Origin of the sequence: Cryobacterium sp. PH31-L1 (assembly GCF_030063145.1) — a bacterium.
Classification (GTDB): Bacteria; Actinomycetota; Actinomycetes; order Actinomycetales; family Microbacteriaceae; genus Cryobacterium.
In genome coordinates, this window is record NZ_JASISM010000002.1 from 182,115 (window position 1) to 203,218 (window position 21,104).

General features: G+C 67.1%; 20 protein-coding genes, 1 tRNA gene and 1 other RNA gene. 14 read left to right on the plus strand and 8 right to left on the minus strand.

Going from position 1 to position 21,104, the window contains the following annotated elements; genetic code table 11:
* Positions 1-103: 103 nt before the first annotated feature.
* Both QMF22_RS05220 and QMF22_RS05225 read left to right on the plus strand, forming a co-directional pair.
* Entirely contained in the window at positions 104-619 is a 516-nt protein-coding gene (locus tag QMF22_RS05220) for a MogA/MoaB family molybdenum cofactor biosynthesis protein (protein ID WP_283451100.1), read from the plus strand.
* Positions 619-1,059, plus strand: coding sequence for a molybdenum cofactor biosynthesis protein MoaE (locus QMF22_RS05225; protein ID WP_283451102.1), 441 nt, complete (start codon positions 619-621; stop codon positions 1,057-1,059). The genes QMF22_RS05220 and QMF22_RS05225 overlap by 1 nt, the downstream gene beginning before the upstream one ends.
* Before the next feature lie 123 nt (positions 1,060-1,182).
* Here QMF22_RS05225 and QMF22_RS05230 read toward each other — a convergent pair whose 3' ends face one another.
* From QMF22_RS05230 to QMF22_RS05255, 6 genes are all read right to left on the minus strand, one after another.
* Complete coding sequence (locus QMF22_RS05230) at positions 1,183-1,422, minus strand: MoaD/ThiS family protein (RefSeq protein WP_283451104.1); 240 nt, start codon at positions 1,420-1,422, stop codon at positions 1,183-1,185.
* On the minus strand, positions 1,422-1,694 hold the full coding sequence (locus tag QMF22_RS05235) for a DUF6457 domain-containing protein (protein WP_283451106.1): 273 nt from the start codon (positions 1,692-1,694) through the stop codon (positions 1,422-1,424). Before QMF22_RS05235 ends, QMF22_RS05230 begins: the two co-directional genes overlap by 1 nt.
* Entirely contained in the window at positions 1,691-2,374 is a 684-nt protein-coding gene (mobA, locus tag QMF22_RS05240) for a molybdenum cofactor guanylyltransferase (protein ID WP_283451107.1), read from the minus strand. The genes QMF22_RS05235 and mobA overlap by 4 nt, the downstream gene beginning before the upstream one ends.
* Positions 2,375-2,531: 157 nt before the next feature.
* The gene (gene moaC, locus QMF22_RS05245) at positions 2,532-3,041 is read right to left on the minus strand and encodes a cyclic pyranopterin monophosphate synthase MoaC (protein ID WP_283451108.1); all 510 of its coding nucleotides are present in this window, start codon (positions 3,039-3,041) and stop codon (positions 2,532-2,534) included.
* Complete coding sequence (locus QMF22_RS05250; RefSeq protein WP_283451109.1) at positions 3,038-4,609, minus strand: molybdopterin molybdotransferase MoeA; 1,572 nt, start codon at positions 4,607-4,609, stop codon at positions 3,038-3,040. The genes moaC and QMF22_RS05250 overlap by 4 nt, the downstream gene beginning before the upstream one ends.
* A 3-nt stretch (positions 4,610-4,612) precedes the next feature.
* Entirely contained in the window at positions 4,613-5,902 is a 1,290-nt protein-coding gene (locus QMF22_RS05255; RefSeq protein ID WP_283451110.1) for a ThiF family adenylyltransferase, read from the minus strand.
* 328 nt (positions 5,903-6,230) lie between these two features.
* Between QMF22_RS05255 and QMF22_RS05260 the strand changes: the two genes are divergently transcribed.
* From QMF22_RS05260 to QMF22_RS05295, 8 genes are all read left to right on the plus strand, one after another.
* Complete coding sequence (locus tag QMF22_RS05260; RefSeq protein WP_283451111.1) at positions 6,231-6,635, plus strand: TOBE domain-containing protein; 405 nt, start codon at positions 6,231-6,233, stop codon at positions 6,633-6,635.
* Positions 6,632-7,399: a molybdate ABC transporter substrate-binding protein gene (gene modA / locus QMF22_RS05265; protein ID WP_283451112.1), complete on the plus strand. Its 768-nt coding sequence runs from the start codon at positions 6,632-6,634 to the stop codon at positions 7,397-7,399. Before QMF22_RS05260 ends, modA begins: the two co-directional genes overlap by 4 nt.
* Positions 7,400-7,682: 283 nt before the next feature.
* Positions 7,683-8,465, plus strand: a complete 783-nt coding sequence (locus tag QMF22_RS05270) for an ABC transporter permease (RefSeq protein WP_283451113.1) — start codon at positions 7,683-7,685, stop codon at positions 8,463-8,465.
* A 181-nt stretch (positions 8,466-8,646) separates the two neighbouring features.
* A complete protein-coding gene (locus tag QMF22_RS05275) occupies positions 8,647-9,810 on the plus strand; it encodes a sulfate/molybdate ABC transporter ATP-binding protein (RefSeq protein ID WP_283451114.1) in 1,164 nt (387 codons plus the stop codon).
* A 70-nt stretch (positions 9,811-9,880) separates the two neighbouring features.
* Positions 9,881-10,144: a hypothetical protein gene (locus QMF22_RS05280; protein WP_283451115.1), complete on the plus strand. Its 264-nt coding sequence runs from the start codon at positions 9,881-9,883 to the stop codon at positions 10,142-10,144.
* A 2-nt stretch (positions 10,145-10,146) separates the two neighbouring features.
* Positions 10,147-11,898, plus strand: coding sequence for a hypothetical protein (locus QMF22_RS05285; RefSeq protein ID WP_283451116.1), 1,752 nt, complete (start codon positions 10,147-10,149; stop codon positions 11,896-11,898).
* On the plus strand, positions 11,895-12,398 hold the full coding sequence (locus tag QMF22_RS05290; protein WP_283451117.1) for a hypothetical protein: 504 nt from the start codon (positions 11,895-11,897) through the stop codon (positions 12,396-12,398). The genes QMF22_RS05285 and QMF22_RS05290 overlap by 4 nt, the downstream gene beginning before the upstream one ends.
* A gap of 407 nt (positions 12,399-12,805) precedes the next feature.
* A complete protein-coding gene (locus tag QMF22_RS05295; RefSeq protein ID WP_283451119.1) occupies positions 12,806-13,318 on the plus strand; it encodes a mycothiol transferase in 513 nt (170 codons plus the stop codon).
* Positions 13,319-13,469: 151 nt separating this feature from the next.
* On the opposite strand, the gene QMF22_RS05300 is transcribed toward QMF22_RS05295, so the two are convergent.
* Positions 13,470-13,557, minus strand: a tRNA-Ser gene (locus tag QMF22_RS05300).
* Between the two features lie 121 nt (positions 13,558-13,678).
* Between QMF22_RS05300 and ffs the strand changes: the two genes are divergently transcribed.
* From ffs to QMF22_RS05320, 4 genes are all read left to right on the plus strand, one after another.
* Positions 13,679-13,775, plus strand: an RNA gene (ffs, locus tag QMF22_RS05305) — signal recognition particle sRNA small type.
* A 248-nt stretch (positions 13,776-14,023) separates the two neighbouring features.
* Positions 14,024-16,495: a phosphoketolase family protein gene (locus tag QMF22_RS05310; RefSeq protein WP_502846907.1), complete on the plus strand. Its 2,472-nt coding sequence runs from the start codon at positions 14,024-14,026 to the stop codon at positions 16,493-16,495.
* Between the two features lie 47 nt (positions 16,496-16,542).
* Positions 16,543-18,747 (plus strand): phosphate acetyltransferase, encoded by a 2,205-nt coding sequence (pta, locus tag QMF22_RS05315; protein ID WP_283451121.1) that lies wholly within the window; start codon positions 16,543-16,545, stop codon positions 18,745-18,747.
* A complete protein-coding gene (locus QMF22_RS05320) occupies positions 18,744-19,994 on the plus strand; it encodes an acetate/propionate family kinase (RefSeq protein ID WP_283451123.1) in 1,251 nt (416 codons plus the stop codon). The genes pta and QMF22_RS05320 overlap by 4 nt, the downstream gene beginning before the upstream one ends.
* Before the next feature lie 109 nt (positions 19,995-20,103).
* On the opposite strand, the gene QMF22_RS05325 is transcribed toward QMF22_RS05320, so the two are convergent.
* Entirely contained in the window at positions 20,104-20,949 is an 846-nt protein-coding gene (locus QMF22_RS05325) for a putative endonuclease domain-containing protein (RefSeq protein ID WP_283451125.1), read from the minus strand.
* Positions 20,950-21,104: the final 155 nt, after the last annotated feature.

Below are 21,104 nucleotides of genomic sequence, written 5' to 3' on the forward strand. Positions count from 1 at the left end.
CTGCTGCCCGGTTCGTAACCAGCTTGTTCGCTCAGGGTTCGTGGTGCATCGGGCAAACACCGTGACAAATGATTCCAGCGGATGCCCGCGGTACTGTGGAACGGTGAAAACTCAGCTCAAACTTGGGGCCGAACTCGGGGCCGTCGTGATCACCGTGTCTGATCGCTGTTCGCGCGGCGAACGCGAGGATCGGTCCGGTCCGGTCGCCGTTGATGCGCTCGGCGAGGTCGGCATCCCGTGCGGGCCGCCGCGGGTCGTGCCCGACGGCATCGAGAGCGTGGCCGGCGCGATCTCGGCGGCGCTCGGCGACGGAGCCCGCCTCGTCGTGACCACCGGAGGCACCGGAGTCTCGGCACGCGACCTCACGCCGGAGGGTACCGCCACCCTGCTGCACACAATTCTGCCGGGCATTTCCGAGCGGATGCGCGCCGTCAGCGTCGCGACCATCCCCACCGCAATGCTGTCCCGCGGCATCGCCGGCATCGCCGACTCGGTGGGCAACAACGGAGCCTTGGTCGTGAACCTGCCCGGTTCGGCCGGCGCGGTGCGCGACGGTGTGGCCATTCTCGCGCCGCTCGTGCGGCACATCATCGACCAGCTCGACGGCGGCGACCACTGATGAGTGCTGTGGGTGCTTCCGCGCGGGGCTTCGCCCGGGTGACCGAGTCGCTACTCGACGTCGGCGAGCACGTTATTGCCGTTTCCGGACGGTCGCACGGCGCCGTGGTGACCTTCATCGGGCAGGTGCGCGACCACGACCCGGATGCCGCCGGCCGCGTCACCGGCCTCGATTACAGTGCGCATCCCGACGCTGAGCGCATTATCGGCGAGATCGCGGAGAGGGTGCGGGCGCAGCATCCGCTCGTGGTCTTGGCAGTCAGCCACCGTATCGGACACCTCGACGTCGGCGACCTGGCCCTCGTTGCGGCGGTCGCGAGCGCGCACCGCGGCGACGCTTTCGCCGCTTGCGAGAGCCTGGTCGAGGCCGTGAAGGCTGAGGTTCCGATCTGGAAGAAACAGTATGAGGTCGACGGAACGCATTCCTGGGTCGGTTTGTAGCGTTTGTAGCGTTTGTAGCCCGGTGACTGTGCAGAACTGCGAAGACCTGCGCGAAATCGGCCGTTTCAGCGCGCGCGATGATCAGGGCATTCAGCGGAAATCTCCGCGGTTGTGAACGGTTTATCAGCCGCCGGCGAAGGGCGGCAGCACGTCCACCGCGTCGGTGGGGGCGAGAGCGACCGCGTCATCCGTGGCGCGCGTGCCGTTCACGAGCAGGGAACACAGCCCGAGCACCCGCACGAACTCACTGCCGTAGCGCCCGCCGAGCTCGACGCGGAGTTCGCCGATCGTGGAGGCGTCGAGCGTGGCCGTCTCCGTCTGGGCGGCTTCGGCGGCGCCGGCGAAGAAGCGCAGGGTTGCCATCACAGTTTTTCGGGTGCCCAGTCGCGGGCGAGTTCGCTCGCGGCGGCGCACGCGGCTTCAATGTCGGCTCCGGTTCCGCCGTTTTTCGCGGCGGCGAGCCCGATCAGAAAGGTGCTGAGCGGTGCGGCCGGCCGGGCTACGTTGTGGGCGACGTCGCGGGCCACGTCGAGCAGATCGCCGACCGGAACATCCGCCGGGTCAAGCTGTAGTCGATCGGCGAGTGCCGTGAGCCAGTCGTCGAGCGCTTCGGGAGGCAGCGGTGTTGAGCTCATTGGGGGTCACTCCTCTGGTCGGGCTGAGTCTCGGTGAGACGTGCGGAACTTCTCTCAACATCCTGCCACGTGTCCACGTCGATTCCGGCTCCGAATTCGTCGAGCAGTCCGTTGAGGTTGAGGTCCGCGAGCAGCGCACGCATGCTGGCGCCGGTGACGTGGTCGCCGAGCCGGTCCACTGCTGCGCGCAGCGCCGTCGCACGGTAGATCCCGGCCAGCCACTGGGCGTGACCGTTGTAGTCGTTGAGGTGTACGCCGTCGCGCTGGTCCCCGATACTCTCGAGACCGGATACTGCCGCGACCAGAAGGCGCGCGGCATCCGCTCCCCGCGGCAGGTCGCAGGCGAGCACGAGCAGCCAGTCGGCCGGTTTTTCAGGGTTGGCTGTGTCGGCGTCGAGTGCGGCGAGGGCGGCGGCGATGCCGGCGACCGGTCCGCCAAATGGCGGGTCTTCCAGTGCCCAGATGATGGCGGAGTTCGGTGTCGGCGCGGTGGGGGCTTGTGTCGCGGCGGCTCGAGCAATGGGCGGGCCGACCACGACCGTGTGGCGGGCGAGGGGGCGCGCGTCGAGCACGCGGGAGAGGAGCGTGCGTCCGGCCACCTCGACCGCCGGCTTGAATGCGCCGCCGAGGCGGGTGCCGCGGCCGCCGGCGAGCACGATCAGGTCGGGTTGTACAGTCATGAGGTGTGGCGAGCGGATGGCCGCGTCTGATACTGGTGCGCGCTCGAGTAACGGGCGTAGCGGCCACCGGTTTTTGGCGCGGTGACGGTGGTGGTGGTGGGTGCGGGGCATCCGTTTTGGGCGACGAAATGCGCCACGGGAACCGCCGCCGGCACGGTCACGCGCGCAGCCAGTCGCCGCTCTTGCCGCCGCTCTTGGCGAGCAGGCGCACGTTCTCGATCGTGACGGATTTGTCGAGGCCTTTGACCATGTCGACGACGGCGAGGGCGGCGACCGAAACGGCGGTGAATGCCTCCATCTCGACGCCGGTGCGGTCGGCGGTGCGCACCGTGGCGGTGATGCTGACGCCGTCATCCCCGACGACGAGGTCGACGACGGCGCCGTGCACGCCGATCACGTGGGCGAGGGGGAGCAGATCGGCGGTCTTCTTGGCTCCTTGGATTCCGGCGATGCGGGCCACGGCGAGCACGTCGCCCTTGGGCGCGGTGCCGTCACGGAGGGCCGCGATAACCGTGGGGCCGCAGCGCACGAAGCCGGCGGCGGTCGCGCTGCGTACGGTGGGAACTTTGTTGGTCACGTCAACCATGCGGGCCTGTCCGGCCGAGTCGAGGTGGGTGAACAGCTGGGCGGGAACGGTCGCGCCGGCCGTGTCGGTGGTGTGCGTCATGATGTCAGCATGACAGTGATGCGGTCGCCGCCGCGAATGTGAGTCGTGTCTTCGGGCACGATGGCGAGTCCGTTGGCCTGTGCCAGGCCGGCGACGAGGTGCGAACCCGACCCTCCCCGGGAGGCCGGGCGTACTTCGACGCGGATGCTGCCGGTGCTGGCACTCGTGCTTCCCTCGGCGGTGATGACGGTGGGTGGGTGCTCGATCACGGTTCGGTGCGTCACGATCACAGGCATGTACTGGGCGCGTCCGGGTGGCGAGTTCCAGCCGTCAACAACGGTGGCGGTGACCGTGCGGCGGTGCAGAGCTGGGTGGTCCAGTGATAGGCGGTCTCGTGATGTGGCTGTGGTGCCGAGGCGAGTGGCCGCGGTGTCGGCATCAGTGTCGGAGTCTGTGCGCAGGTGTGGGCGTGTGGTCTCGTCGTTCGGCGCGTCCGCCGTTTCGTTCGTCGGGTCGATCGGGTCGGCGAGGCCGTGCCCGAGCAGACGCCGCAGAGCGGGCCGCACGAACACCTCGAACGACACGTACGCACTCACCGGGTTGCCGGGCAGGGCGAAGATGAGTGGTCCGGGCACGTCTTCGGTCGCGGGCCAGCGCCCGAAGCCCTGGGGCTTGCCTGGTTGCATCTTGACCGGGCCGAAGTTCACCGTTCCCAGTGGTTTCAGCACCGCTTTGACCACGTCGTACGCTCCGACGCTCACACCGCCGGAGAGCACGATCACATCGACCGTGCCGGCCAGCTCGGTCAGCAGGGCGCGCAGCACGTCATCGTCGTCGGGTACGGCGCCGATCCGCACGGGTATGCCGCCGGCCTCAGCGACGGCCGCCGAGAGCAGAAAGGAGTTGGAGTCGGGAATCTGGCCGCGGCGGGTCGGGCTGCCGGGGGTGACGAGTTCGCTTCCGGTGGAGATGACGGCCACGCGCGGAGCGGGGTGAACGAGCACCGAGCTGGTTCCGGCGCTCGCCGCTGCGGCGACCCGGGTGGGCCAGAGCACGCTGCCCGCGCGCAGCACCCGATCGCCCGCGTGGGCGTCTTCGCCGGCACGACGCACGTGCGCCGCGACATCGGGCGCTTGCACGATGGTGACGAGTTCGGTGCCCTGGTCGGTGTCTTCGATCGGTACGACGGCATCCGCTCCGTCGGGAATCGGCGCGCCCGTCATGATGCGCGCCACCTGCCCGGGAACGAGGCGTGGGTTCTCTGCGGTGCCGGCCGCGAGATCGGCGACGACCGGCAGGGTGATCGGATTCTGAGCGGATGCCCCCATCAGGTCAGCACGGATGACGGCGTAGCCGTCCATCGCGGAGTTGTCGAACGGAGGCGTGTCGGTCACCGTGAGCACGTCTTCGGCCAGGACGAGTCCGCGGGCGGCGTCGAGCGTGACCCGCACGGGCGGCAGGGGAGCCAGGCTGCCGAGCACGACAGCGAGTTGCTCGGGAACGGTGCGCGCGGTCGCCGCGGGGGCGCAGGCATCCGCCCGGTCGGTGTGGGTGTGGCCGTTCTCTGGGGGGCCGGGCGTGATCTCGCGTGCCCCGGAGGCGGCGGCGAGACGTTCGTTGTCGGTCACCGCTCAGACCAGGCTGTCGGACTGGCCGGTACTGCCGGCGTCGTCTCGCGCGGAGGCGTGCCGCCCAGCCGGGGCGGGCTCTGGCGCGGCCCAGCGACTGCCGAATCCGGGAGCTCGCCCGGCTGTGACGAGGTCATCCCAGGCGAGGATCCCTCCGGTGAACACCGACACATCGGTGAATCCGGCCTCACGCAGGGCGTTGGCCGCCCGCGCGGCGCGACCGCCAGCGTGGCAGTGCACAATCAGCGGCACGTCCGTCGGCAGCGCAGCCCGGCCGCTGGTCGACAGTACGCCGTCCGTCAACAGTTCGCCGAGCGGCAGCAGTCGGGCCGTGGGGATCGAGCTTTCGGCGAATTCGCTCGGCTCGCGCACGTCCACGACGAGAAAGTTGTCGGTACCGGCGCTCTGGGCAGCGAGGCGGTCGACGAGCTCGACGCTGGTGACCTCGGGGGTGCTGGTCATCGCCATTCGAGCGGCTTCCTCGGCTTGTTCGGCAGCGGTCGGCTCGGCGGCAATGCCGGTCCCGAGCAGCGGTATCTCGCTGAACCGGCCCGACAACGCATCGATCACGAGTACGCGGCCAATCAGCGGCGAGCCGATCCCGGTGATGAGCTTGATGGTTTCGGTAGCCATGAGCGACCCGACCTGGCCGCAGAGCGCGCCGAGCACACCGGCGTCGGCGCAGTTCGGTACTTCGCCCGCGGCTGGCGGCGTGGGAAACAGGTCGCGCAGGTGCACACCGGTCACGCCGGAACCCTCCGGCGGGGTGGCCCAGAACACCGAGAGTTGGGCGTCGAATCGCAAAACGGATGCCCACACCAGCGGTAGCCCGAGCCGGGCGCAGGTGTCGTTCACGAGGAACCGGGTCGGAAAATTGTCGGTGCCATCGATGACCACGTCGTAGCCGCCGATGATCTCGGCGGCGTTGGCCGCGACGAGGCGTTCGGCGTGCCGAACGACCCTGGTCTCGGGGGCGATCTCCATGATGCGCTCGGCGGCGCTGTCTACTTTTGGGCGGCCGACATCCGCTTGCCCGTGGGCAATCTGGCGCTGCAGGTTGCTGGGTTCCACGTCGTCGCCGTCGACGATGCCGATGGTGCCGACACCGGCCGCGGCCAGGTAGAGCAGGGCGGGCGAGCCGAGCCCGCCGGCGCCGAGCACGAGCACCCGGGCATTGGCGAGGCGGCGCTGGCCGAGTTCATTGAGCTGGGGGAGGCGACGCTGCCGGGCGGTACGCGCGGATTCGGACGCGCTGAGTTGATCAACGGGCTCAACAAGGGGAGGAATAGCCATGGCTTAACGCTAGGCGCTGCGGGGCCGGGCGGCCACCCGCATCCGGTCGTCGGTGTTCAACCGGCATAACTCCTGCAATTTCTCGAGGCCCGAGCCGGCATGCCCCTGTTTCAGCGGGAGTCGAGAGGCGCGGCGAGCAATGTGCAGGAGGTGTGCCGAAGGTTTCGTCGTGCCTCGGTGGCTCAGTCAGGAAATCGTCGGCCGGATGGGCCCAAGCAGCCTCAACGTGGCAGGTTCGACCGGGATTTCCTGAATTAGCCACGGGCGCCGGGGCACCGCTCAACAGACAGGCTGCCCAAACCGCAGATGCGGTGCTATTGTGCCTTTTATGACGCAATATCGGATTAGTGAGGCCGCCGAGTTGCTCGGCGTCAGCGATGACACTGTGCGACGCTGGGTCGATGGTGGCCGTCTCGCAGCGGATGCCGACGCATCCGGTCGGCTCGCCATTGACGGCGCCGCGCTCGCTGCCTTCGCCGTCGACCAGGCGAGTACCCCGGCCGACCCGTCGAGCGTGGGCCGCAGTGCCCGCAACCGGTTCGTCGGCATCGTCACCGCCATCACCATGGACACGGTGATGGCCCAGGTCGAGTTGCAGTGTGGCCCGCACCGCGTCGTCTCGCTCATGTCGAGCGAGGCCGTGCGCGAACTCGGTCTCGAGATCGGTTCGCTCAGCGTGGCCGTGATCAAGGCCACCAACGTGATCGTCGAAACCCCGGGACGGATGCTGTGACCCGCCTGGCCGTCGCCGCCCTGGCCGTGCTCGCCCTTTCCCTCACCGGCTGCGCGCCGTCGACCGCTCCGGGTATCGCCGCTGCCAGCGCGACCGCAGACCAAACCCTCACTGTCTACGCGGCTGCCTCCCTCAATCCGGCCTTCGACGAGCTTGCCACCCTGCTGGAACAGCAGAATCCGGGCGTCGACGTGCAGGTCACCTACGACGGATCCTCCACCCTCGCCACCCAGATCGCCGCCGGCGCTCCCGCCGACGTCTTCGCAAGCGCCGACCAGAAGAACCTGCAGCCGCTCGCCGACGACGAGCTCACCGGCCCGGGCACCCTGTTCGCGGGCAACACGCTTCGCATTGCGGTCGCCCCCGGCAACCCGCTGGGCATCGAGAACCTCGAAGACCTCTCCGAGGTCATCACCGTACTGTGTGCGGCGCAGGTGCCGTGCGGGGCGGCATCCGCTACCCTGCTCGCCAACGCTGGAGTCACCCTCACGCCCGCCAGCGAGGAGCAGAATGTCACCGCCGTCGTCACCAAGGTCGCCGGCGGCGAAGCAGATGCCGGCCTCGTCTACGCGACCGACGTCGCCGCCAACCCCGGCCGCATCGAGGGCGTGACCCCGGCCGGAGCAGACGCGGTCGTCGGGCACTATCCGATCGCCGTCGTCAAGGACAGCACACACGCTGAGGCTGCTCAGGCTTTCGTCGACCTCGTGCTCTCTCCCGCCGGCCAGGCCGTGCTGGCCGCCCACGGTTTCCTCGCTCCGTGACCTGGAGTGACTTCCCGGGCCCGGGCCCGGCAACCGGGCCCACGATAGAACATGGGCCCAGCGACCGGGCCCGGGCCCGGAAACTATTGGTCCGCTCGCGGACCTTCGAGATCTGCGCCGACAAACGCGGCAACCCGAACGTGAAGGGGTGCGGCTCAAGCCCGGGCCCACCTTCGGAAACCGGGCCCACGATAGATCATGGGCCCAGCGACCGGGCCCGGGCCCGGAAAGCAAGAGACGAAGGGGCAGATCCCCGCGGACCCAGCAGATTGGCCGGTCGCGCATGATCCCGCGCCTGCTGTACGTGCCCGCGAGCATCGGCCTCGCCCTACTAGTGCTTCCGCTCGCCGGACTCCTGCTCAAGGTCGACTGGCCAGGCCTCCCCGCCCTGCTCCTCTCGCCGGAGGCCCTGCAGCCGCTAGGACTCTCGCTCGCGACGGCATCGATTTCGACCGTGCTGTGTCTGCTGCTCGGCGTGCCGCTCGCCGTCGTCATCGCCCGATCGACGTCGCGGGTGGCCGGCCTGTTGCGGGCGCTCGTGACCGTGCCGCTCGTGCTGCCGCCTCTCGTCGGCGGCATCGCACTGCTCTCCCTGCTCGGTCGCGGTGGCGCGCTCGGCAACACCCTGGAGCTCGCCGGGCTGCGCATTCCGTTCACAACGACCGCGGTCGTCATCGCGCAAACTTTTGTGGCGCTCCCTTTTCTCGTGATCGCGGTCGAGGGTGCGCTGCGCACCGCCGGCGTGCGTTACGAACGCGTCGCCGCCACCCTCGGCGCCCACCGCGGCACCGTCTTCGCCCGCATCACGCTGCCGCTCGTCGGTCCCGGCCTGCTCGCCGGTACGGTTTTGAGCTTCGCCCGCGCCCTCGGCGAGTTTGGTGCGACCGCCCTGTTCGCCGGCAACCAGGCCGGAGTCACCCGCACCATGCCCCTCGCCATCTACACCGCGTTCAACGGTTCTGGCGTCACGACCGACCAGGCCGTGGCACTGTCGTTGCTGCTCATCGCGGTCGCCGTGATCATCCTCGTGCTGGTCGGAACCCGCCGGGCGAGCGTGCTCTCATGACCCTCATCAGAACGGATACTCGCAGCTCCCGCCCGCTCCGGCCCTCGTCTCCCGCAGGCTCCCCGATGACCAGGAATTCCTCCGGCCGCTGCCGACCCACGAGAAGACACCGGCCGACCGAGGCACCGGCCCAAGGCCAAGCCCCGAAGCCGAACCCGGCCCGGAATCGGAGCGTGCTCTCATGACGCCTGCCCTCTGGAAATCCGCTGCCAACGCCCTACTTGAGGCAAACCTGCAGCTCACTCGTGGCTCGTTCACCCTCGACGTGCAGCTCTCCCTTGAGCCCGGTGAGGTGCTGGCGCTCCTCGGTCCGAACGGCTCGGGCAAATCGACCGTGCTCGACCTGATCGCCGGCCTCGCCGCGCCCGACCGCGGCACCGTCACCATCGACGGCGCCGTACTCACCGCCCCCGGCCGCTTCGTGGCGCCCGAACGACGTGCCATCGGCCTGCTCGGGCAGGAGCCGCTGTTGTTTCCGCACCTCAGCGCCCGCAACAATATCGCCTTCGCTCTTCGCGTCGGCGAAGCGCAATTGACCTCGGCACAGGCCCGCACACAGGCAGACCACTGGCTCGACCGCGTAGGTCTGGCAGGCTTCGGCGAGAGCAAACCCGGGGCGCTCTCCGGCGGCCAGCAGCAGCGCGTCGCTCTCGCCCGAGCCCTCGCGGCCGGGCCGCGCGTGCTCCTACTCGACGAGCCGATGGCCGCCCTCGACGCCGAAACCGCGCCATTCATGCGCCAACTCATCCGCGAGCAGCTCGCCGAAACCGGAACCAGCGCCATCATCGTCACCCACGACATCGTCGACGCCGTCGTGCTCGCCGATCGTGTCGCCGTGCTGCACGACGGCGCCCTCATTGACGAGGGCACGACCGCAGCGGTGCTCGCTGCCCCGCGCAACCCGTTCGTCGCGGCCCTCGCCGGCGTCAACCTCGTGGTCGGCAGCGTGCAGAACGGCGCGGTCGCCGCCCCTGACGGCCGCATCTTTCACGTTCGCCCAGCGGATGCCGCCGCCCTCGCGCCCACGTCTTCCGGCACTACGGCGTCGGCGAGCGCCCTCGTTCTCGCCGGGTCCGACCAGAACGTTCCGGCCGCGGCCGTCTTTCGTCCGGCATCCGTCGTCGTGCAAACCGAGCAGCCGCGGCGCGCGAGCCCGCGCAACGTCTGGTCGGCCAGGGTGACCGGCATCGAGCCGGGCAGCGGCGGCGTGCGCCTGCGCACGAGCGGTGACCCCGAGGTCATCGCCGAACTCACGCCCGCCGCCGTTGCCGACCTCGGCCTGCAACTCGGCTCCACCGTCTGGCTCTCGGTCAAGGCCACCGAGGTCAGCGCCTACCGCCGCTAAGCTCGAGCCAGTACGGTGCTACAAGGGGTATGTCGAGTCTGGCTGGGGGATGCTGATGGCGGCTTTGCGCGTGACTGATTCGGTGCTCGACGATCTGTCGTCGACGCTGTCGGGGGCGGCCGGGCAGCTGAGCTTTTCGGACTGGACTTTTCGGTGGCCGGAGGGCGGGTTGCAGAGCGATGCGGTCGCAGCAGCGTTGCGAGGCGGCCAAGCGCAACAGGTCGAGCGCGCCGAACTCGCCGCGCTCACGGTGACCGAGCTCAGCTTGTTTCCGGCGACCGTGGCCGAAACGTTTCAGGCCACCGATACCGCCCTCGGCCGAAAGTTGAACTGACCGTGTGGACCGTCGCGAATCCGGGGCTGGGCGAGCCGGATAGCATTCTGTCCGAGTCCAGAGTTCGCTCCGCCAAGGCCGCGAATCTGCGCACGTTGCAGACGACGCTGGCCAGCGCGCGGTCCCACGCTGAAACGACCGGGTGGACCGCCCTCTCGCGTGACGCGTTTGTTGAGCGGCTCGTGGGGCTGGTACCGGAGATCGATCTGCTGATTCGAGGGTTGGACGCTCAGGCCGCCGCCCTCGAGACGTATTCCGTCACGGTCGATGAGATTCAGGGTGAGCAGCGTCTGCTGGAAGCGCAGCGCACCACCGCCGACACTGACCTCTACGATCTGCAACTCGGCAAGACCGACTTCGCCCAGCCGGGTGACACCTTCATCTTCATGCCCACCACAGTTCTCCAGACTCGCCGGGAGGAAGCGTTCGAGGTCGCCTACGCGGCGATCGCCGGCATCGATGTGTTGTGGGACGAGTTGGCGACGCGGCGTCGCACCGCCGATGACGTCTGCGTGCGCGATCTGGGGTCCGATCAGGTTCTGGGTGCAACCTCCTGGTTTGGCTCGTCCTGGGCATCCGGGTCGTCAGTTGATGATCTGATCGCCCGCATGAATACGCTGTCCGAGGCCGATCTGGCCGTGCTGATCGCTACCAATCCCGACCTGGTGAAGCGGATGCTGACGGCCACCCCTGAGACCGTCGCCGAGCGGTGGCAGCAGCTGGGCGAACCCGCCCGGCTCGCCCTCATCGCCGGGGCCCCGGCCCTGCTCGGATCGTTGAACGGTCTGCCGGCTCTCGCCCGCGTCGCCGCCAACCGCCTCAACGCCAGCACCAGGATCACCGAAATCGACGCCGAATCCGCCAAGCTCGACGCTGAAAACGCCGGTATGGACCGCACACGGGGCCGGTGGGAGCAGAGTTACGGCAGAAGTGATCAGATCGCCAAGGAACTCGAACAGCTGGAGGACGAGCGCAGCTACCTGCAGCGAACGGTCGACGGTAAGAATCAGCTCTACCTTTACGATCATGAGGGCGCGCGCATCGTGGAAATGCGCGGAACGCCGTCCAGTGAAACGCGTGAGCGCATCACCTACGTGCCCGGCACGATGAGCAATATGGATATGTTCTACGATGGCTCGGTCCAGCCGCTGTCCGATTGGTTCGTCGATAATCATCCAGACACCGTTGCGTTCATCTATAAAGATGGTCTCTTCCCCGGAGATTCGGGCGGCACTCGTGGTGGCCTGACGAAGGGAGTAGCTGATGCGAATTCGGCAGACTTCGCCAAGCAGACCGGCCCGGTACTGGCCGACTTCGAGACGGGCCTGGCCACGGACCCCCTGCTCACCGACGCAACCTCGACGGCCATCGGCCACAGCTGGGGACTCGCCAACATCACTTCGGCTGAGGTGGCCGGGGCCCACTACGACTCAGTGGTGTCCCTGTCGGGAGCGTGGATGCCACAGGATTGGGGAGCCGATCCAACGACCAACTACGCCGATTTTTCCTACGAAGATATTCTGCAAGTAGCACAGGGCACTGGGGCCGTGGGCGACGGCAACAATCCGCGCTCCAGCGACGCATTTCAAGCAGGAGCCTTCTACGAGGGGCCGAAGCCTGCTTATACCGTGGATGGCGACGGGACACTGATCTGGCACCCGACCGTGCTGATGGACAACCACAACCTCGTCGCCACCGACAATGTGAATAATCGAGAAGTTGTCAGAGACCTTCAGGAGCTGATTTACGGATGAATCCCAAGCAAAAATTCGTGGCTGTCCTCGGGATGCTTACCCTTACGGCGTTGTTGGCGTCGTGCACAATGATGAAAGAGGGAAGTGAGGCCACCATGGATCTCCAGACGGCGAAAGGCATCGCAATGGCGACGGAGGATGAGACCGCCGCGCTCGTTCCCCCCGAGAATGTCGGCGACCAGACCCAGAAGCAGACGGCACACCTCTTCGGCTGCGCGGATGGCCGATTGTCGTGGCCCGGTCTAACAACGGTCACCCTGATTGGTGACGTCGATGCTGAGGCCATGATCGAAGTCATTGCGTCAGCATGGGAGAAGAAGGATGGAGTCGTCGTAAAGCGGCTGAAAACGCGGCAAGGAGCCCCGCGAGTAGACATGACCGGCACTCAGGGAGACTCCTACAGTGCGTCAATCTGGGCCCCTGGCACCGAACTGAAAATCGACTCCTTCTCGCCCTGTTTCGAGCTTGAGGAGGGGCAGCATCCGTCGGATGAATATTAGGCGCGTCGGATGGTGAACGCAGGCGGCAGGCCGGCAGGGCGGAATTCGCGAGTAAGTCGTCGCCGCATCGGGGCCGCAGTGCTTGCCGTCGCGTGCTCCGTCGCGCTGTCGTCGTGCGTGTCAACGAACGAGGCAGCCACCATGGATCTTCGAACAGCGAAGGGCATCGCGATGGCGATGGAAGACGAGACTGCGGCCCTCGTTCCAGGCAGGGGGCACCGCGGGTGGATATGACGGGCGCTCAAGGCGACTTCTAGAGCGCGTCGATCTGGGCTCCCGGCACCGAACTGAAAATTACGTCGTTCTCACCGTGTTTCGAGCTGGAGGAAGGACAGCATCCGTCGGAGGAGTATTAGGGCGGCAGAATAGCCAGCCGGGGTACGTTAAAACAACGACCAAGGAGACCCATGACCCCGTCCGAACTGTTCATCGAAGAATTCTCCCGCATCCAGGGCACCGTGCACCGCACCCTGAAAAATGCCACCGTCGCCACGCTCACCTTTCGAGCGGATGCCGACGCCAACACCATTGCGTGGCTCATCTGGCACCTGGCCCGCGTGCAGGACGACCACCTCGCCGACCTCGCCAGCACCGCTCAGGTGTACACCGGGCAGGGCTGGGTCGAACGATTCGATCTGCCGTTCGGGCCGACGGCCACCGGCTACGGGCACACCTCCGCCGACGTCGCGGCCGTGCGCGCCGACGCTGACCTGCTCGGCGGCTACTACGACGCCGTGCACACGGCGAGCGTCGCCTACCTGGCCACGCTGTCGGGTGATGATCTCGACCGGGTCGTCGACGAATCCTGGACTCCGGCCGTCACCGTCGGTGTGCGTCTGGCCAGTGTGCTCTCCGACGACCTGCAGCACGCCGGGCAGGCCGCCTTCGTGCGCGGCCTCGCCGACCGCGCCGGCGTCTAGCGGTCTTCACCCCGCTGGTCGCGGTGCGAGCACCCGCTGGTCGAGGTGCGAGGAATGAGCATCCGCTGGTCGAGGCACGAGCGATCGAGACCTTCCAGCCCTTGATCTCGATCGCTCCCAAGCTCGCGCCTCGTTCGGCGGGCTGAATACGTGGCGGAGAATGGGGGATTCGAACCCCCGAGGGCTTTCACCCAACACGCTTTCCAAGCGTGCGCCATAGGCCACTAGGCGAATTCTCCTGGCCGCCGTCGCGATAAAGCAACGGCACCAGAGAATCTTACCTGTTTCCAGCGGATGCCGCCGCCACCTCCGCAGACCATCCCCGGTTGGTGCCGTCCAGCGTCGTACCCTAAACTGAACTTCGGCTCCTCGCGTGGCGCCACCTTGGCCAATTCCCCCAGGACGGAAACGTAGCAAGGGTAACCGGGCTCTGGCGGGTGCGCGAGGAGTCTTTTTTATACCCAAACGTCTGTACCCAAACGTCTGCCCACACGGCCGCGAAAGCGGGTGAACGGTTGCTTCGGCACCGTCAAGGCAACGTTTCACCCGCTTTCGCGTGAAGATCAGGCGAAGAATGCACCGATTCTTGCCCCCCATTTGGCCGACAACGCGGGAGTCAGGACCTTTGGCACTGGGGTAGACGCCGCGGCTCAATAGGATGGGAAGGAGCGCGGCGTTGTCGCCGCGCGACAACGCGGAGGACCGATGATCGACGATTCCGGCACCATGACCTGGCCTTCACGCGCGCAAAAACCCCTCAGCGCTGCGGCCCTGGCGAGCATCGACGCCTGGTGGCGGGCTGCTAATTACCTCGCGGTCGGCCAGATCTACCTGCTCGGCAACGCCCTGCTCACCGAGCCGCTCACCCGCCACCACGTCAAACCGCGCCTGCTCGGCCACTGGGGCACCACCCCCGGACTCAACTTTCTCTACGCGCACCTCAACCGCGCGATCGCGGAACGTAGCCAGAGCACGATCTTCATCACCGGCCCCGGCCACGGTGGCCCCGGCATGGTCGCCAACGCCTACCTCGACGGCACTTACACCGAGGTCTACGCCGACATCGAGCAGAACGCCCACGGCGTGCAGAAGCTGTTCCGCCAGTTCTCCTTCCCCGGTGGAATCCCCAGCCACGCCTCGCCCGAGTTGCCCGGATCCATCCATGAGGGCGGCGAACTCGGCTACGCCCTGAGCCACGCCTACGGCGCAGCGTTCGACAACCCGAACCTGCTCGTGGCCGCCGTGGTCGGCGACGGTGAGGCCGAAACCGGCCCGCTCGCCACCAGCTGGCACTCCAACAAGTTCATCAACCCGCTGCTTGACGGCGTCGTGCTGCCCATTCTGCACCTCAACGGGTACAAGATCGCCAACCCCACCGTGCTCGCGCGCATCCCCGAAGACGAGCTGCTCGATCTCATGCGCGGCTACGGTCACACTCCATATATAGTCTCCGGCGGTTTCGACGGCGAAGACCCCATGCTCGTGCACGCGCGCATGGCCGAGACCATCGACCTGGTGCTCAACCAGATCGCCGACATCAAGGCAGCAGCCGCCGCGGCCGACAAGAACACCGAAGACTTCGCCCGTCCGCGCTGGCCCATGATCATCCTCCGCACCCCCAAGGGCTGGACCTGCCCCGCCGTGATCGACGGCGTGCAGGTGGAGAATACCTGGCGCGCACATCAGGTTCCGCTGGCCAATGCCCGCGACACCCCGGCGCACACCGCCCTGCTCGAACAGTGGATGCTGTCTTACCGTCCCCGAGACCTGTTCGACGCCAGCGGTGCTCCCGTGAAACAGATCACCGACCTCGCCCCACACGGCGAGCTGCGCATGAGCGCCAACCCCATCGCCAACGGCGGACTCCTGCGCCGCGACCTGCACCTGCCGGACTTTCGCGATTTCGCCGTCGATGTTCCCCAGCCGGGCGCGACGCTGAACGAAGCGACGCGGGTGCTCGGCGGCTATCTGGCCGAGGTCATCCGCTTGAACCCGCAGAATTTTCGCATCTTCGGCCCGGATGAAACCGCGTCGAACCGGCTGGCGCCCGCGGTTTACGCGGCCACCGACAAGCAGTGGGACGCCGAGATGCTTCCCGGTGACACCAACCTGGCGCGCGCCGGTCGGGTCATGGAGATGCTGAGCGAGCACCAGTGCCAGGGCTGGCTCGAGGGCTACCTGCTCACCGGGCGGCACGGACTGTTCAACTGCTACGAAGCGTTCATCCACATCGTCGATTCCATGTTCAACCAGCACGCCAAATGGCTCAAGGTGACCGCCGACATTCCGTGGCGAGCGCCGATCGCGAGCCTCAACTACCTGCTGAGCTCGCACGTCTGGCGGCAGGACCACAACGGGTTCAGCCATCAGGATCCCGGTTTCATCGACCACGTCGTCAACAAGAGCGCCGACGTCGTGCGCGTCTACCTGCCGTTCGACGCGAACACCCTGCTCTCCACCTACGACCACTGCCTGAGCAGCGTCAACTATGTGAACGTCGTCGTGGCGGGCAAGCAGCCGGCGCCGAACCTGCTCACCATGGAGCAGGCTGTCGCGCACTGCACCCGGGGCCTCGGCATCTTCGACTGGGCTGGCACCGAGGTTGCCGGCCTCGCCCCGGATGTCGTGCTCGCCGCCGCCGGCGACGTGCCGACGCTCGAGATACTCGCCGCCGCCGAGATTCTGCGCGAGAACCTGCCGGGCCTCATGGTGCGGGTCGTGAACGTCGTCGACCTCATGCGGCTGCAGTCGGAGGACGATCACCCGCACGGTCTCAGCGACAGCGCCTTCGACGCTGTCTTCACGCCCGACAAGCCGATTATTTTCGCCTATCACGGCTACCCGTGGCTGATCCATCGGCTCACCTACAAGCGCCACGGCCACGAGAACCTGCACGCGCGCGGCTATAAGGAGATCGGCACCACGACGACGCCGTTCGACATGGTCATGCTCAACGACCTCGACCGGTACCACCTCGTCATGGACGTCATCGACCGCACTCCCGGGCTCGCCGCCCGGGCCGGACTGCTGCGGCAGCAGATGCAGGATGCCCGCCTCGCCGCCCGCCAGTACACCCGCGACCACGGCGAAGACGTTCCGGCCATCACGAACTGGGCTTGGTCGTCGCAAGCGGACGCCGCCGCCCGCGCCGACGAGACCGGCAGCGACAACGTGTAACCCCGCGCCCGACACCCTCCCAACCCGAATACGCTTGAATGGACATCGTGGCTCGAAGCATCTATATCACCAGCGCCGAAGGCAACACCGGCAAATCCTCGATCGCTCTCGGCGTGGTCGACACGCTCACCCACCTGGTCGAGCGCGTCGGCGTGTTCCGCCCGGTCGCCCGCACCGCAACCGAACCCGACTACGTCGTCGAGCTCCTGCTGCGTCACCTGCAGTCCAACGCCGGCCCCGGTGCCGCGGCCGGGCAGACCTACGAGCAGAGCATCGGTGTCAGCTACGACGACGTCAACACCGATCCTGATGCGGCACTGGCCGTGATCGTCGCCCGCTATAAGGCGATCGAAGCCAACTGCGACACGGTCGTCGTCATCGGCAGTGACTACACCGACGTCGGCAGCCCCACCGAACTCGCCTTCAACGCCCGCATCGCAGCGAACCTCGGCGCCCCGGTACTACTCGTGCTCGGCGGTCGCGTCGGTCCAGGCGAGGGCGAACGCCTCGGCCAGAGTGACGCCCGTTCGGCCGTGGACATCGGCCACCAGACCGACGTGGCGCTCGCGGAACTCCGCGACGAGCACGCATCCATTCTGGCGATCATCGTCAACCGCGCCGACGAAAAGGCACTGGCCGAGATCATCGGCTCGGTGCGCGCCACGACCAACGCCCAGCCGGCGCGTTCGGGCGGAGCCTTCGGCGTGCCGATCTGGGCCATTCCCGAAGATCCCTACCTGGTCGCCCCGAGTATGCAGAGCATCATGGAAGCGACAGAGGGCACCCTGATCAAGGGTGACCCCGCCCTGCTCGCCCGCGAGGCGCTCGGCGTCGTTGTCGCGGCTATGTCCATGGTCAACGTGCTGCCGCGCCTCATCGAAGGCGCCGTCGTCGTCGTACCGGGCGACCGCGAAGACGTGCTGCTGGCCGTGCTGCTGGCCAACGCCTCCGCCACCTTCCCCTCGATCGCCGGAATCGTGCTGAACGGCGGTTTCGACCTTCCCGACGCTATTCAGCAACTGATGGAGGGCCTCGCGCCCTCGCTGCCGATCATTCGCACCTCGCTCGGCTCCTACGACACGACCATGCGCATCACCCGCACCCGCGGACGCCTCGCCGCCGACTCGCAGCGCAAGCACGACACGGCACTGGCGTTGTTCGAGACGCACGTCGACGCGGCAGCCCTGCTCGACCGGCTCGATGTGAGTCGGGCCGAGGTCGTCACGCCGCTCATGTTCGAATATGCGCTGCTCGAGCGAGCGCGCCAAAATCGCCAGCACATCGTGCTGCCCGAGGGGGAGGACGACCGCGTGCTGCGCGCCGCCGCGACCCTGCTGGCCCGCGATGTAGTCGAGCTGACCATTCTCGGCGAGGAATTCGAGGTGCGCTCGCGCGCCATCGGCCTCGGCCTTGACATCTCCAAGGCACACGTCGTGAGCCCCTATGACGACCTGCTGCGCCTCAAATTCGCGCAGGAATATATGCAGTTGCGGGCACATAAGGGAATCACCCTCGACCAGGCCAATGAAACCGTCACCGACGTGAGCTACTTCGGCACCATGATGGTGCAGCTTGGGCTCGCCGATGGCATGGTCTCCGGCGCCACCCACACCACCGCGCACACCATTCGGCCAAGCTTCGAGATCATCAAGACGCAGGTCGGCGTCGGCGTAGTGTCGAGTGTGTTCCTCATGGCGCTCGCCGACCGCGTGCTGGTCTACGGCGACTGCGCCGTCATTCCGGTACCGACCGCCGAGCAGCTCGCCGACATCGCCATCTCCGCCGCTGCCACAGCGGTGCAGTTCGGCATCGAGCCGCGCATCGCCATGCTGTCGTATTCCACCGGGTCTTCCGGCGAGGGCGCCGACGTCGAAAAGGTGCGCACCGCCACCGCCCTGGTGCGGGAACGCCGCCCCGACCTGCTGGTCGAGGGTCCCATCCAGTACGATGCCGCAGCGGATGCCGCAGTAGCCGCCACCAAGATGCCCGGGTCCAGCGTGGCTGGCCGCGCCACCGTGTTCATCTTCCCCGACCTCAACACCGGCAATAACACGTACAAGGCCGTGCAGCGCAGCGCCGGCGCGGTCGCGATCGGCCCCGTGTTGCAGGGCCTGCGCAAGGCGATCAACGACCTGTCGCGCGGCGCCCTGGTGCAGGACATCGTGAACACCGTCGCGATCACCGCCATCCAGGCGGCCGGGCTGACGAGTGCCGCGGCCCTGGACGCCACCCCGGCCGGAGCCACCCGATGACGGCCGTTCTGGTCGTCAACTCCGGCTCGAGCTCGTTCAAATACCAGCTCATCGAGATGGACACCGAGACCACCCTGGCCAGCGGCCTGGTGGAGCGCATCGGCGAGGTCGTCGGCGATTCCGTGCACTCCATCGCCGGGGTGAAGGCCGAGGTCTCGGCGGCGGAGGCTTCTGCAGAGACGCACGTTCCGGCATCCGCGGATCGAAAGTGGAAGCGCGAGCTGCCCATCCCCGACCACACGGCCGGTTTCGCCGTGATGCTCGAAGCGTTCGCGACGCACGGGCCGTCACTGACGAAGCACGCTCCGGTCGCCGTCGGGCACCGCGTAGTGCACGGCGGGGCACGTTTTCACCAGCCGACCCTCGTCACGCCGAAGGTCGAGCGGGACATCGACGAGCTGTCGGGCCTGGCGCCGCTGCACAATCCGGGCGCGCTGCAGGGCATCGTCGCGGCCGTCGAAGCCTTCGCCGATGTGCCGCACGTGGCCATCTTCGACACGGCGTTCCACCAGACGCTGCCGCCCGAAGCCTTCACCTACGCGATCAATGCCGACCTGGCCGAACGGTTTCGCATCCGCCGCTACGGTTTTCATGGCACCAGCCATGGCTTCGTCGCGCGCGAGGCGGCTGAGTTCCTAGGGCGACCGGTCGAAGACCTGAACCAGATCGTACTGCACCTCGGCAACGGCGGGTCGGCCTGCGCGGTTCAGGGTGGCCGTTCGGTCGAGACCAGCATGGGCATGACGCCGCTCGAGGGGCTCGTCATGGGCACCCGTTCCGGCGACATCGACCCGGGCGTGCTGTTCCACCTGCATCGCCGGGCCGGCCTGGACTTTCCCGAGATCGACAAGCTGCTCAACCGGGGTAGCGGACTCCTCGGCCTCACTGGCCGGGGCGATATGCGGGACGTGATCGTGGCGGCATCCGCCGGCGACGGGCCGTCGCAGCTCGCGATCGACGTCTACGTGCACCGGGTCAAGGGCTATGTCGGGGCGTATTACGCGCAGCTCGGCCGGGTCGACGTGATCTCGTTCACCGCCGGTGTCGGCGAGAACGCGCCACTCGTGCGCGAGCGCGCCCTCGCCGGCCTCGAGGCCATGGGTATTCGCATCGACCCCGAGCGCAACGCGGCAGCCGCCCGTGGTGCCCGCGTGATCAGTGCCGACGACTCAGCGGTCACGGTGCTCGTGATTCCGACCAACGAGGAGCTCGAGATCGCCCGCCAGACCTTGGCGACGGTGCGCTAGCGAGATCTTCGCATTCGCCGTGCAGAACTGCGGAGAATGTCGCGTTTGGGCCAGAATCTGGCTCGGGCGGGGTGTTTCTGCCATTTCTCCGCAGTTACGGATGGCGCTTTCAGGATGCGGCGTCCTCGGCGTCACGCACCATGCGATGCACGGTCTCAAGGGTTGTGGTCCAGGTATCGAAAATGTGTGGTCGGGCCAGACGGAGTGTGCGGATGCCATGCCGCTCAACTTCGCGGTCTTTGGTGCGGTCGGGCAGGAATCGATCCGCGCCGTGCCATTCTTCACCGTCAGTCTCAATTCCGACGCAGCCATTGACAAGCATGTCGACGTGGCCGGCTCCCGGCACATAAAACTGGGTCTCGACCCGAAAGCCGTCGCGGATGAAACCCACCCGGCTGAATGTTTCGAAACCGGATTGGGCACCGCGGTCTATGAGACTCAGAATTTTTCTCAGGCGGTCTGGTGCCGCGTCGATGAGTTCGCCGAGGTCGTCGTCGGAGATGAATTTCTTGAAGAGCGCGGACTCCAGGCACGCTAACGCGTCGACATCCTCCAGGCACGTCAAAGCCTGCAGCACAGCATCAAACGGCGATACCTCGAACACCGGCCCCCACTCGCGGACGGCACGACTCCAGTGGAGTGCTGCGCCAGGTTCCAATCGTCGTTGATGGTGGTGCGGACGCAAGCGCAAGTGAAGGCCTGGCCGCGCGATTCCGCTCCAGATTCCAAGCTGGGACAGACGCGTCAGACAATCGACTCGGCCGCCAACCTGCAATGCGGTGACTGTCGGTTGATCGAGGTGCGTGCAGGAAAATACGCCCTTGGCGCTGTGTCGAATCAGCCCCGAGTCGACGGCAGATTTCACTGATCGCCGGGTGGCCCCGGTTGTAGCTAATTGCAGGGAGGTGGCGACGTGCCCTAGATGGCACAGAACGGTGGCAAGGTCGTAGCCCATGCCTGCATTGTGCGACCACGGAGGCTGCACTTGGCAGAGTGCTTGCCAGATGTGGAACACCCCCGCAAGCGGCGCTTGGGGAGGAGAGGTCGCCCTGTCTTCGGTGGTGGTCAGATGTGCGTAAAAAGATGCCTGATCGTGCCTATCGTTGCCTG

What these genes read in the sequence shown, in the direction of transcription:
- QMF22_RS05225 (WP_283451102.1), top strand. Translation starts at nt 619, where the DNA reads ATGAGTGCTGTGGGTGCTTCCGCGCGGGGCTTCGCCCGGGTGACCGAG.
- QMF22_RS05230 (WP_283451104.1), bottom strand. Translation starts at nt 1,422, where the DNA reads ATGGCAACCCTGCGCTTCTTCGCCGGCGCCGCCGAAGCCGCCCAGACG.
- QMF22_RS05235 (WP_283451106.1), bottom strand. Translation starts at nt 1,694, where the DNA reads ATGAGCTCAACACCGCTGCCTCCCGAAGCGCTCGACGACTGGCTCACG.
- mobA (WP_283451107.1), bottom strand. Translation starts at nt 2,374, where the DNA reads ATGACTGTACAACCCGACCTGATCGTGCTCGCCGGCGGCCGCGGCACC.
- moaC (WP_283451108.1), bottom strand. Translation starts at nt 3,041, where the DNA reads ATGACGCACACCACCGACACGGCCGGCGCGACCGTTCCCGCCCAGCTG.
- QMF22_RS05255 (WP_283451110.1), bottom strand. Translation starts at nt 5,902, where the DNA reads ATGGCTATTCCTCCCCTTGTTGAGCCCGTTGATCAACTCAGCGCGTCC.
- QMF22_RS05260 (WP_283451111.1), top strand. Translation starts at nt 6,231, where the DNA reads ATGACGCAATATCGGATTAGTGAGGCCGCCGAGTTGCTCGGCGTCAGC.
- QMF22_RS05270 (WP_283451113.1), top strand. Translation starts at nt 7,683, where the DNA reads ATGATCCCGCGCCTGCTGTACGTGCCCGCGAGCATCGGCCTCGCCCTA.
- QMF22_RS05275 (WP_283451114.1), top strand. Translation starts at nt 8,647, where the DNA reads ATGACGCCTGCCCTCTGGAAATCCGCTGCCAACGCCCTACTTGAGGCA.
- QMF22_RS05290 (WP_283451117.1), top strand. Translation starts at nt 11,895, where the DNA reads ATGAATCCCAAGCAAAAATTCGTGGCTGTCCTCGGGATGCTTACCCTT.
- QMF22_RS05295 (WP_283451119.1), top strand. Translation starts at nt 12,806, where the DNA reads ATGACCCCGTCCGAACTGTTCATCGAAGAATTCTCCCGCATCCAGGGC.
- QMF22_RS05310 (WP_502846907.1), top strand. Translation starts at nt 14,024, where the DNA reads ATGATCGACGATTCCGGCACCATGACCTGGCCTTCACGCGCGCAAAAA.
- QMF22_RS05320 (WP_283451123.1), top strand. Translation starts at nt 18,744, where the DNA reads ATGACGGCCGTTCTGGTCGTCAACTCCGGCTCGAGCTCGTTCAAATAC.
- QMF22_RS05325 (WP_283451125.1), bottom strand. Translation starts at nt 20,949, where the DNA reads ATGGGCTACGACCTTGCCACCGTTCTGTGCCATCTAGGGCACGTCGCC.